This is a genomic window from Paraburkholderia sp. GAS33, from assembly GCF_050436645.1.
GTDB classification, from domain to species: domain Bacteria; phylum Pseudomonadota; class Gammaproteobacteria; order Burkholderiales; family Burkholderiaceae; genus Paraburkholderia; species Paraburkholderia phenazinium_B.
Genome location: NZ_JBNDMP010000002.1, coordinates 16903 through 28711 on the forward strand (window position 1 = coordinate 16903; position 11809 = coordinate 28711).

The 11809-nt window shown below is 63.9% G+C and carries 10 protein-coding genes; 9 read left to right on the forward strand and 1 reads right to left on the reverse strand.

Translation table 11 applies throughout. From position 1 onward, the window contains the following. Nucleotides 1-139: 139 nt before the first annotated feature. The 9 genes from P3T24_RS06490 (at nucleotide 140) to P3T24_RS06530 (ending at nucleotide 10760) form a co-directional block, all read left to right on the forward strand. Nucleotides 140-1630, forward strand: a complete 1491-nt coding sequence (locus P3T24_RS06490) for a S41 family peptidase (protein WP_143787506.1) — start codon at nucleotides 140-142, stop codon at nucleotides 1628-1630. Between the two features lie 248 nt (nucleotides 1631-1878). Beyond that, a complete protein-coding gene (locus P3T24_RS06495) occupies nucleotides 1879-2625 on the forward strand; it encodes a glucose 1-dehydrogenase (RefSeq protein ID WP_429433288.1) in 747 nt (248 codons plus the stop codon). Between the two features lie 175 nt (nucleotides 2626-2800). Continuing rightward, nucleotides 2801-3130 carry a hypothetical protein gene (locus P3T24_RS06500; protein ID WP_429433290.1) on the forward strand — a complete coding sequence of 110 codons (330 nt, stop codon included), beginning with the start codon at nucleotides 2801-2803 and terminating at the stop codon, nucleotides 3128-3130. Nucleotides 3131-3280: 150 nt separating this feature from the next. After that, nucleotides 3281-4726 carry an NAD-dependent succinate-semialdehyde dehydrogenase gene (locus P3T24_RS06505; RefSeq protein ID WP_429287035.1) on the forward strand — a complete coding sequence of 482 codons (1446 nt, stop codon included), beginning with the start codon at nucleotides 3281-3283 and terminating at the stop codon, nucleotides 4724-4726. 504 nt (nucleotides 4727-5230) lie between these two features. Further along, entirely contained in the window at nucleotides 5231-6286 is a 1056-nt protein-coding gene (locus P3T24_RS06510) for an extracellular solute-binding protein (protein WP_429433292.1), read from the forward strand. Then, on the forward strand, nucleotides 6283-8109 hold the full coding sequence (locus P3T24_RS06515; RefSeq protein ID WP_429433294.1) for a diguanylate cyclase domain-containing protein: 1827 nt from the start codon (nucleotides 6283-6285) through the stop codon (nucleotides 8107-8109). Before P3T24_RS06510 ends, P3T24_RS06515 begins: the two co-directional genes overlap by 4 nt. A gap of 194 nt (nucleotides 8110-8303) precedes the next feature. Beyond that, nucleotides 8304-8756, forward strand: coding sequence for a MarR family winged helix-turn-helix transcriptional regulator (locus P3T24_RS06520; RefSeq protein ID WP_429404867.1), 453 nt, complete (start codon nucleotides 8304-8306; stop codon nucleotides 8754-8756). Between the two features lie 69 nt (nucleotides 8757-8825). Next, the gene (locus P3T24_RS06525; RefSeq protein ID WP_074264448.1) at nucleotides 8826-9389 is read left to right on the forward strand and encodes an isochorismatase family protein; all 564 of its coding nucleotides are present in this window, start codon (nucleotides 8826-8828) and stop codon (nucleotides 9387-9389) included. Between the two features lie 78 nt (nucleotides 9390-9467). After that, a complete protein-coding gene (locus tag P3T24_RS06530; RefSeq protein ID WP_429433296.1) occupies nucleotides 9468-10760 on the forward strand; it encodes an MFS transporter in 1293 nt (430 codons plus the stop codon). Between the two features lie 114 nt (nucleotides 10761-10874). On the opposite strand, the gene P3T24_RS06535 is transcribed toward P3T24_RS06530, so the two are convergent. Then, the gene (locus tag P3T24_RS06535; RefSeq protein WP_429404862.1) at nucleotides 10875-11780 is read right to left on the reverse strand and encodes a LysR substrate-binding domain-containing protein; all 906 of its coding nucleotides are present in this window, start codon (nucleotides 11778-11780) and stop codon (nucleotides 10875-10877) included. Nucleotides 11781-11809: the final 29 nt, after the last annotated feature.

Genomic DNA, 11809 nt, shown 5'->3' on the forward strand with positions numbered 1-11809 from the left:
ATGAAGCGTTTTCAATGAAAGATGGCGCCGCGGTCATATTCAAAAATATGCCGCGGCTGCCACGCCTGGCATCGTGATTGCGGAAGCGAAATGACTGCGCTAATGTGTGATGAGCCATCACGCACATCGAGCCGCCATCATGCAGAAATTGTCCTGTGTCTTAGCCCTGAATCTGACATTCGGCACGCTGGCGATGCTGCCGTTGTCCACGTTCGCAGCGCAGCCGCCATCGGCGCCGCTACCGCTCGATCAGCTCAGACTCTTTGCCGAAGTATTCGGGCAGATCAAGCAGGAATACGTCGAACCCGTCGACGACGACAAGCTCCTCACCGCTGCGATCAAAGGCATGGTGTCGAGCCTCGATCCGCACTCGGCGTATCTCGACAAGACCGACTTCCGCGACCTGCAGGAACAGATCACGGGACGCTTTGCCGGCATCGGCATTGAAAGCGGTGCGGAAGACGGGCTCATCAAGGTCATCTCGCCGATCGAGGACACGCCCGCGTTTCGGGCCGGCATTCGCCCGGGAGACCTGATCACCAACATAGACGACAAGCCGGTCAGCGGCATGACGCCCGATCAGGCCGCGGCGCTGATGCGCGGCACGCCAGGCACCAAGGTCACGCTCACGCTCTACCGCAAGAGCGAAGACCGTACATTCCCGCTCACGATTACGCGCGCGATCATCAATCTGCAAAGCGTGAAATCGGGAACGCCGGCGCCCGGCTACGCTTACGTGCGCATTACGAGCTTCCAGGAGCGCACTACCCCCGACCTCGCGGTGAAGCTCGCCGAGATCGCCCGGCAACAACCGAATCTGAAAGGCCTCGTACTCGACCTGCGCAACAACGGTGGTGGGCTCGTGCAAAGCGCGGTCGGTGTAGCGGGTGCCTTTCTGCCACGCGATTCCGTGGTGGTGACGACCAACGGCCAGGTCGAGTATTCGAAGCAGGCTTATCGCGACAGCTACACGTATTACCGCCTGCCGTCCTTCGTGAGCGACCCGCTGCAAAACGAGCCGGCGATCTTCAAGACCGTGCCGATGATCGTGCTGACCAACGCGTACACGGCGTCGGCATCGGAGATCGTGGCGGGCGCGTTGCAGGATGCGCATCGCGCGCTGATTATCGGCAAGACCACTTTCGGCAAGGGCTCTGTGCAAACCTCCGTGCCCCTGACCCAGGACACGGCCTTGCGTCTCACAACCGCTTATTACTACACGCCGAGCGGCCGCTCGATCCAGGACATCGGCATCCGTCCTGACGTGGCCGTCGACCAGTTCGCGGATGGCGATCCCGACGATGCACTCGTGACACGCGAAGCCGATTATCCGAATCATCTGGCCAATATTCAGGACCCGAACGAGAAGAAGGAACTCGAAGCGCGCGCACAGGACCGTCAGGAAGAAGTGCAGATGCTCGAAGAAAAGAGTGACAAGGAAACGCCGGAGCAACGCCAGCACGACCGCGATCGCGCGCCGGTGGAGTTCGGCTCGAGCGGCGACTTCATGCTGCAGCAGGCGCTCAATAAACTGCAGGGCAAACCGGTGCAGGAATCGAAGGCGCTGCTCGAGCGCCGCCTCGCGCAAACCGATACGCCGGCTTCGGCGGCACAACCGGCCGAGCATTGATGCTTCGCGCGCGGCGGGCCCCCGCACGGGCCTGCCGGGCGGATTTCCTTGCAGGTTCCCCGGCAAGTTGCCGGGGAAACTCCCGCCACACCGCCCCATTGTTCGCCCCATCCGTCAAATGAATTCGCCGCGAGCCCGATGATCCCGGGCCGGCGATCCACTACATTGCCTCCAGTCCCATCCTGTTCGCACCCGCGGGAATCGTCCCGCCCGGGCGCGGTTACATGGACCTCTCAAAGGAAGCAATCGTGGCCAAACTCACAGGCAAAGTAGCCGTCGTAACCGGTGCATCGAAAGGTATCGGCGCCGCCATCGCCCAGGCGCTCGCAGCAGAAGGCGCCTCGGTCGTCGTCAACTATGCATCGAGCCAGGCGGGTGCCGACAAGGTCGTCGCCGCGATCACGCAAGCCGGCGGCAAGGCAGTCGCCGTGCGTGGCGACGTTTCGAAGGCAGCGGATGCTCAAGGCATCGTCGATGCAGCCATCGAAACGTATGGCCGCCTCGACGTCCTCGTCAACAACTCGGGCGTTTATGATTTCGCGCCGGTCGAACAAATCACCGAAGAGCACTTCGACAAGCACTTCAATGTCAACGTGCGCGGGCTGCTGCTGATCACGCAGGCGGCCTCGAAGCATCTCGGTGAAGGCGCCAGCATCGTCAACGTCGGCTCGGTCGTCAGCCGCATCACGCCGCCGGGCAGCGTCGCGTACACGGCCACCAAGGGCGCCGTCGATGCGATCACGGGCGTGCTGGCTCGCGAACTGGGGCCGCGCAAGATTCGCGTCAATTCGGTGAATCCGGGCATGGTGGAAACCGAGGGCACGAAAGACGGCGGCATCATCGCATCCGAAATGGCAACCGCGGTCGTGGCGCAAACGCCGCTTGGCCGGCTCGGTCAGCCGGAGGATATCGCGCGGGTGGCCGTGTTCCTGGCGTCGGATGACGCTGGATGGATCACGGGCGAGACGCTGGTAGCCAGCGGCGGACTGCGCTAAGGCCGTACGGCTCCATCCGAGGCGCCGGTAGTGGCGTGGCAAGCCCATTTGCCGGTCTGAATGCCGCCGCCACTCACTTCTCGGTAAACTACGTCCTTTTGTTTTGCGGTTCCCCGCTCGCCGATACCCTCGGCCGCGCTGCGGGCCGCCACGTATCGGACAACAAAACGTAGTGATGAAGCGAGCAGTGTTATCGGCGGCGCTGGCAATGTGCCTCGCGCAACCAGCCGCGCAGGCGGTTGCGCAAACAGTGAACGACCAATGTTTTGCGATCGGCGATATCGCCGGGCAAGTCGCCTCGTGGCGCATGCACAAGAAAACGAAAACGCAGGCGCTCGACCAGGCGGCCAAGTATTACCAGGGCAAGGCCGACCAGCAGGCGCTCAACGCCATCATCGAGCGCATCTACGGCCCGGAGGGCCAGTCCATGACGCCCGACCAGGCCAGCATGGTTTTTACGGCCGAATGCGCCAACCATCAGAAAGCCCCCTCCGCCAGAGAATAAGCGCCATACCCCTGTCCGATACCGGCCGGCGCTTACCCGCGCCGCCTGTGAGGCTACCCACAATCGGCTAAGATAAGCTTATCTGCAGTCCATCCTCGGCCGCCAGCCTGTTGTCGCGGCCGCTTGCCCCACCCATCAGAGGAACCCAGCATGGCTACATCGAGCTATACCGACACCCGACTCCTGATCAACAACGAGTGGTGCGACGCCGCGAGCGGCAAGACTATCGAAGTCATCAATCCCGCCACCGGCAAGCCGATCGGCAAGGTTGCGCACGCTGGCATCGCCGATCTGGACCGGGCGCTGGAGGCCGCGCAAAAAGGCTTCGCGGCCTGGCGCAAGATTCCCGCCAACGAGCGCGCCAACACCATGCGCAAGGCCGCGGCACTGGTGCGCGAACGCGCTTCGGACATCGCACGCCTGATGACGCAGGAGCAAGGCAAGCCGTTCGCCGAAGCCCGCATCGAAATGCTGTCCGCAGCCGACATCATCGAATGGTTCGCCGATGAAGGCCGCCGCATCTACGGCCGCGTCGTGCCGCCGCGCAATCTGGCGGCCCAGCAACTGGTCCTGAAGGAGCCGATCGGTCCGGTAGCGGCTTTCACGCCGTGGAATTTCCCGGTCAATCAGGTCGTGCGCAAGCTGAGCGCCGCTCTGACGAGCGGTTGCTCGTTCCTCGTCAAGGCGCCGGAAGAAACCCCGGCATCGCCGGCCGCGCTGCTGCAGGCGTTCGTCGAAGCCGGCGTGCCGCCCGGCACCGTGGGCCTCGTGTTCGGCGACCCGGCCGAGATTTCCAGCTACCTGATCCCACATCCGGTGATCCGCAAGGTCACGTTCACCGGTTCGACGCCTGTCGGCAAGCAACTGGCCGCCCTCGCCGGGCAGCACATGAAGCGCGCCACCATGGAACTGGGCGGTCATGCACCGGTCATCATCGCGGCAGACGCGGACGTCGAACTGGCGGTCAAGGCAGCCGGCGCGGCGAAGTTCCGCAACGCGGGTCAGGTCTGCATCTCGCCGACGCGTTTCCTCGTGCACAACAGCATCCGCGAACAGTTCGAACAGGCGCTCATCAAGCACGCCGAAAGCCTGAAGCTCGGTGACGGTCTGGTCGAAGGCACGACGCTCGGCCCGCTTGCCAACTCGCGCCGCCTCACGGCCATGGCCAAGGTGCTCGACAACGCCCGCGCTACCGGCGCAACGGTCGCTACTGGCGGCGAGCGCGTCGGCTCGGAAGGCAACTTCTTTGCGCCGACGGTGCTGACCAATGTTTCGCTAGAAGCCGATGTGTTCAATAACGAGCCGTTCGGCCCGGTCGCGGCGATTCGCGGCTTCGATTCGCTCGAAGACGCCATTGCCGAAGCCAACCGCCTGCCGTACGGTCTGGCTGGCTACGCGTTCACCAAGTCGTTCGCCAACGTGCATCTGCTGTCGCAACAGCTTGAAGTCGGCATGTTGTGGATCAACCAGCCCGCCACGCCGACGCCGGAAATGCCGTTCGGCGGCGTGAAGGATTCGGGCTACGGCTCCGAAGGCGGTCCGGAAGCCCTCGAAGCGTATCTGGTGACGAAGTCGGTCACTGTGATGTCGTCCTAAGCGACTCACGCGGCTTCAGCTTCAGCTCGGAAGAGCAAACCGAAGCACGAAGCATAAAATGAAAGTACCAGGCGGCCCCTTCGGGGCCGCTTTTTTTTGTACGACATCTATGCCTGATATTTTTGGAAAGATTAGCTGGAGAAGACACAACTAAAGATATCCTCTGCCAGGTCGTTATGCAGCAGAGAGGCGCGTTCGGGTGTTTTTGGCGAGAGGTAATCGGGCCGAAGGCCAGCGGCGAAAACACTGAAGGTGCGCATAACCTTCGCAAAACACGAACATCAGATCAAGCTTCGTCAGCCCGGCGGCCTGCCTGTCGCCGTCGGACATGACGACGCAGCGGCCGGCGTCGCAGGCATGCGTTGCTCGAATTCGAGCGCGTGATGCCAGGCGGTATCGATTCCGTGTACGCGTTTGAAAAGGACCGATGACATGCGCTGGGCCCCCCTATCCCGCTTGCGGCAGCCGCCACAAGCCGTTAGGACACCGTCGAATTCACAGTGCATGATCTGGCGCGCATGTCGCGTCTTCACCGTGCTTGTGCTGTTCCTGACCGGCTGCCTGCTGGCGGCCGCCCCTGCTACGGCCGCTGCAAGCGTGTTGCGCGTGCTGGCATGGCCCGGCTACGCGGATAGCGATGTCGTGAAAGCCTTCGAGGCCCGCTTCCATACGACGGTTGAAGTGACGCTGGTCGATTCCGACGAAGCCCTGTGGGACAAGATGCATGCGGGCGGCATGCCGCACTACGACGTGCTCGCCGCCAATACCGCGGAAATCCAGCGCTACACCCACGAGCACATGCTCGCGCCGCTCGACCTCGCGCAGCTTCCCAACACGCAGCGGCAACTGCCGCGCTTCCAGCCGCGCGGCGGTATCGAAGGCCTGAGCGTGGCCGGCAAGGTCTACGCCATTCCGTTCACGTACTCGTCGATGGGGCTGATTTACGATCGCAAGCAGATCCCGGTCGCACCGCATTCCATGGCGGAACTGTGGAATCCGCAATACCGCGGCAAGGTGCTCGATTTCAATAGCGCCCAGCATAATTTCTCGTTCACGGCGCTGGCGCTCGGCTATCCCGATCCGTTCCGGCTCACGCCCGCACAAACCCACGACATCGCCCTGAAACTGATCGGTCTGCGGCGCAATCTTCTGACGTATTACAACCTGCCCGAAGAGGCGACCGCATTCTTCATCCAGCACAAGGTTGCGCTGATGTTCGGCAACTACGGCACCCAGCAGCTCGCGCAGTTGCGCCGGGCCGGCGCCGATGTGGGCTATGTGATTCCCGACGAAGGCGCCCTCGCCTGGCTCGACTGCTGGGCCATGACGAGCACCGCAGCCGATCGTCCGCTCGCCCTTGCATGGATCAACTACATGCTCGAACCGGATGTCAGCGGGATGCTGACGCAGCGCCAGGGCCTCGCCAATACGCTCACACCTTCGCCGGAGAGCAACGCCGATGCGCACCTGATCTGGCTGCGCCCGGTGGACGATATTCAGCAGCGCGAAGCGTTGTGGAGCAAGATCGTTTCGGGCGACCTGCCGGAGGGCTTCAGATGATGCGCCCCGGCCTGACCTTCAAGCTGTCGATCCTGCTCGCCTGTATCGGCGTGGTGGCGTCCGGCGCGACCGGCTACTATGCGTACCGAGCCAACCGCACGATGCTGGTAAACGAAGCCGAGCAGAATCTCCTGACTTCGACCGAGTTGCTGAGCCAGCGCTTTTCCGTGGCGCTGGGCGACGTGTCGCAGGATGCGCTCGTGCTCGCGACCTTGCCGTCGGCAGCGTCGGTCGCGCAATCCGACGACGGCTCGGGCACCAACGATGCTCGCGAACGCCTTGCCACGGTATTCGCCAGCATCATGGCGAATCACCCCGAGTACCTGCAGGTCCGGCTGATCGCGCGTCAGCGCTATGGCCTCGAACTGATCCGCTTCGACCGCGACGCGCAAAGCGCCGTGCGGGTCGCGGCAAAGGGCTTGCAGGAGAAAGGCCAGTTTGCCTATGTGTTCGACACGCTCGCGCTGCCGGCGCGCGGCATCTATGTTTCGCCGATCACGGTCAACCACGAGCACGGCGCGCATTCCGCCGAAGGCAAGGCGACGTTGCGCCTCGCCACGCCGGTTGTCGCCGCGGACGGCAAGGCGACCGGCGTCCTCGTGATCGACGTGGATCTCGCGAGCCTGCTCAAGCTGTTGCAGGTCGACTTGCCGCGCGGCTACGAGGTGTATCTCGCCAATGAGTGGGGCGATTTTCTGATGCACCCGGATGCTTCGCAGACCTTCGGTTTCGATCGCGGGCGGCGCATCCTCATGCAGGACAACTTCCCGGCCACGAAACCGCTGTTCGAGCAGTCGAAAAACAGAGTGTCCATGAACGGTCTGCTGCAACCGCATGAGGCAGCGGGCTACGTGTATGCCTTTATCCGCAGACCATTCGGCGTGGCGGACGGCAACCGCTTTATCGTGCTGGGCATCGCCAAGCCGCTCACCGACGTGCTGGCAGGCGCCACGCTGCTTGGCAACAGCATCGTGCGCATGGTGCTGGTGTCGAGCGTGCTCGCCTTTTTGCTGGCCATCCTGTTCGCGCGGGCGCTCACCCAACCACTGCAGATGCTTGCGCATGCCGCTACACATTTCTTCGCAGACCATACGATGGGCGCCTTGCCGCTTAGACGCACCGACGAAATCGGCGTGCTCGCGCGCTGCTTCGACCGGATGCGCCGGGAAATCCGTTCGCAACTCGATGTGCTCCATAACAAGCAGCATGAGCTGGTTCATCTCGCCAGTCACGATGCCTTGACCGGCCTGCCCAACCGCCTGCTGTTCACCCAGAAGCTGGAGACCGCGATCAGCGAAGCCGCCGCTAGCGGCGAGCAACTCGCGGTGCTGTTCGTCGACCTCGATCGGTTCAAGCAGATCAACGACCAGTACGGCCATGCCGTCGGCGACCGCGTGCTCGCCAGCGTCGCGCGGCGCATCAAGCTGGTGTTGTCCGATGGCGATATGGTGGCGCGTCTGGGCGGCGATGAGTTCATCGTGCTGCTTAGGGGTACGCCCTCCACGGACGCCGCGCCCACCATCGCCGGCGACATCATCCGCGCCCTGAACGACCGGCTGCTGATCGATGGACAGTCGATGCTGGTCGGAGCAAGTATCGGCATCAGCCACTATCCGGCCGACGGCACCTCCGCCGCCGCCCTTCTGCTCAACGCCGACGCGGCGATGTACGCCGCCAAATCGGGCGAGACCGCGTCGTGGCTGCACTATCAGGACCTGCTGGAGGCGCGCAGACGCGGGACCGTCGCCGAGGCCGACGACGGCGCACGCACGGACGGCGCGGACAACGCCAACGATGACCGGCTCGCGCCGGGAGTCAGGTAACGCGCACTCCATCATGTAAGTCTGGCTGGGCCGGCGGCAACGAGACCGCCAGCCGCGCTGGCCGACGCTTTCAACTTGACTTGCGACCACATATGAAGGTAGCCTTAGCAGGTACCCTTCGCAGTTATCCGCCCGGCTGAGTTCGCGGCCGACCCGGATAAAACGCATCCACGCATCGGCACACCATCCCGCACATGAGCGAATCCTCCCCTGACCCCGAAGCCGCCCGCGCGCTCGCGCTGGCCAGCGAGTTACGCGTGGTCGTCGGCCGGTTGAAGCGCCGGCTGCGCGAACAGTCGCATTTCGGCGACCTGAGCTGGACCCAGGTGCGCGTGCTGTCCCGTCTGGAGAAGGAAGGCCCTGCCACCGTTACCGCTCTGGCGCGGGCCGAGGGCATCCGCCCGCAATCGATGGGCGAAGCGGTTGCCGCGCTGAAGGCGGCAGGCTTCGTCACCGGCGCCCCCGATCCCGACGACGGACGGCAAACCGTTCTGTCGCTCACCCCGGCCTGCCAGGAAGCAATCCGGACCGGCCGGGCCGCGCGCGAAGACTGGCTGTTTCGCGAGATTCGCGCCCGGCTCGCGCCGGCCGAGCAGGCGCAACTGGCAAGCGCAGTCGAACTGCTCAAACGCCTCGTCGACACCTGATCTGATCCCGTCGCTCGCCGCACGCTCTCACGGCGCGGCATCGTCCCTCCCCTCAAACAGGACTCCATCATGGCTATCACTACGCTCGACCCGAAAACCGCACTCATCGTCATCGATCTGCAAAACGGCATCGTCGGACTTCCCACCGCTCATCCGGCCGGCGAAGTCGTGAAGCAAAGCCGGGTATTGCTCGACGCGTTCCGCGCGCACCGGCTGCCGATCGTGCTCGTCAACGTGGCCGGCGGCGCACCAGGACGCACCGAGCAGGCTCGCCACACGGGCGAGTTTCCCGCCGGCTGGACGGATCTCGTCGCCGAGCTGAACCCGCAACCGGAAGATCATCTCGTCACCAAGCGCACATGGGGCGCGTTCGTGGGCACCGACCTCGAGCAGTATCTCAAGGACAAGGGCGTCACCCAGGTCGTGATGGCCGGCGTGGCGACCTCAATCGGCGTTGAATCGACCGCGCGTCAGGCCTACGAGCTGGGCTTTAACGTCACGCTCGCCGTCGACGCCATGACCGACCTCAGCGCCGAGACCCACCACAATGCGATCACGCGGATTTTCCCGCGCCTCGGCGAGACCGGCACGACGGCGGAAATCGTCGCGCTGCTCGACAAGACCCGCGCATGAACGCGCTTGCCACGCAGGTAACGCACGCGGGTGCACGCTCACGCGGGCCAGGCGCACGCGCGCTTCGGGGATAGTCCGGTGAAAGGTACTTTCCGCTCGCTGAGCGGCTTCAATTACCGGGTCTGGGCCAGCGGAGGACTGATCTCCAACGTGGGTAGCTGGATGCAGCGCACCGCACAAGACTGGCTCGTTCTCACCGAGCTCACGCACAGGAATGCGACTGCGGTGGGCATCGTGATGGCGTTGCAGTTCGGCCCCATGCTGCTTCTGCTGCCGCTGACCGGTTATGCCGCAGACCATCTGGATCGCCGCAAGTTGCTGCTGGTCACCCAGGCAACGATGGCCGCGCTGGCGCTCGGGCTCGGCGTGCTGACGCTGACCGGCCTCGTGCAGTTGTGGCAGGTGTACGTGTTCGCGTTCCTGCTTGGCTGCGTCACTGCGTTCGACTCTCCCGCGCGTCAGACCTTCGTCGCGGAGCTGGTGGGAGAAGAGGATCTGTCGAACGCGGTGGCGCTCAATTCCACCTCCTTCAACGCCGGCCGGATGATCGGGCCGGCGGTCGCCGGCGTGCTGATCGCCTCGGTGGGGACGGGCTGGGTGTTCCTCATCAACGCGGCGTCGTTTGCGGCGGTGCTGTGCTCGCTGAAGATCCTGCGCGTTCACGAACTGCACCATAAGCTGAAGGCACGCCGCGCGCGTGGGGCTTTCGTCGATGGCTTCCGTTATGTCTGGAGCCGCCCCGACCTCAGAGCGCTGCTGACGATGCTGTTTATGATCGGCACCTTCGGGCTTAACTTTCCCATCTTTATTTCGACCATGTCGGTCACGGCGTTTCATGCCAATGCCAGCCAGTACGGACTCCTGACATCCACCATGGCAATCGGCTCGGTGGCCGGTGCGCTGCTGGCGGCACGCCGCGCGCGCCCGCGCCTCGCGCTGTTACTGGTCAGCGCTGGCCTGTTCGGCTTTGGCTGTACGCTCGCGGCATGCATGCCCACCTACGGGCTGTTCGGCGCCACGCTGGTCGTGATCGGCATGTGTACGCAAACCTTCACCACCTCGACGAATAGCCTCGTGCAACTGTCGACCGAACCCGCCATGCGTGGCCGGGTGGTGGCGATCCTGCTGGCTATCGCACTGGGCGGCACGCCGCTTGGCGCGCCGATCGTCGGCTGGGTGGCAGATCACTTCGGCCCGCGCTGGGCGCTCGGGGTGGGCGCGGCTTCCGGTTTCGGCGCTGCGCTGGTGGGACTGCATTACCTCAGGAAGTACCGCAACCTGCGCGTGCGCTTCGCCGGTGGTCGCATCCATGCGAGCGTGGATGGGATCGAAGCCGCGGGCGGGGGCGCTGCCGCGCCGTCCGCTCATTGACCTCTCGTTGACGCCTCGTTGACCTCTGCAGGCAAGGACGGTGCGTAGCCGGATTCACGACGCGCCTCCCCTGCTCTGCCTCGCATCGCACCCGTGGATCAACGGATCAACGGATTAACGGCCCAGATCCGGATGCCGGTTAGTGAGCTCGGTGAACCACTCGGTAAACGCACGCACTCGCGAGCTCATGCGCCGATGCGGATAGACCAGCGAAAGCGGCGTCGAAGGAATCTTGTACTCGGTCAGTATTTCCTGCAGCTCGCCGCGCTCGATCATCTCCGCCACCATGAAACGCGACGGCTGGATAATGCCGTAGCCGAGCACGCCGGCGGTAATGTAGACGGTGCCGTCGTTCACCGCCAGTCCGCCTTCGAGCGTTACCTTGACCACCTCGCCATTCACTTCGTATTCGAACGGAAAGACCTTGCCGCTGCGCGCAGAGACGTAGTTGACGGCGCGATGCCCCTGGAGTTCTTCCAGCGTGGTCGGTATGCCATGCTCGGCGAGATAGGCAGGCGACGCGCAGGTGGTGATACGCGAGTTGCCGATGCGCCGTGCGACGAGGCTCGACTCTTCCAGCGCACCCATACGGATCACGCAATCGACGCCGTCCTGAATCAGATCGATATTGCGGTCCGCGAGGCCCAGTCGAACGTCGATCTCGGGATACTGCCGGTAGAAATCGCCGAGCGCCGGCAACAGCAACGCCTTCGCCAGCGTCCCGGAGGTGTCGACGCGAATGGTGCCCGCCGGGCTTTGCCGCTTGTTCGACAGCGACGACTCCGCATCCGATATCTCCGAGAGAATGCCGACGCAACGTTCGTAGTACAACGCACCATCTTCGGTGACACTGACCTGCCGGGTTGTGCGGTTCAACAGCCGCACACCGACGTGTTCCTCGAGCGCCTGGATCAGGTTGCTGACCGATCCGCGCGGCAGATCGAGCAGCTCAGCTGCCTTTGAAAAGCTGTTGGTCTCGACCACGCGGGTGAAGACTTCCATTGCCTGCAGGCGGTCCATACGGGGGCATCCTCGTCAATCACAGTTAA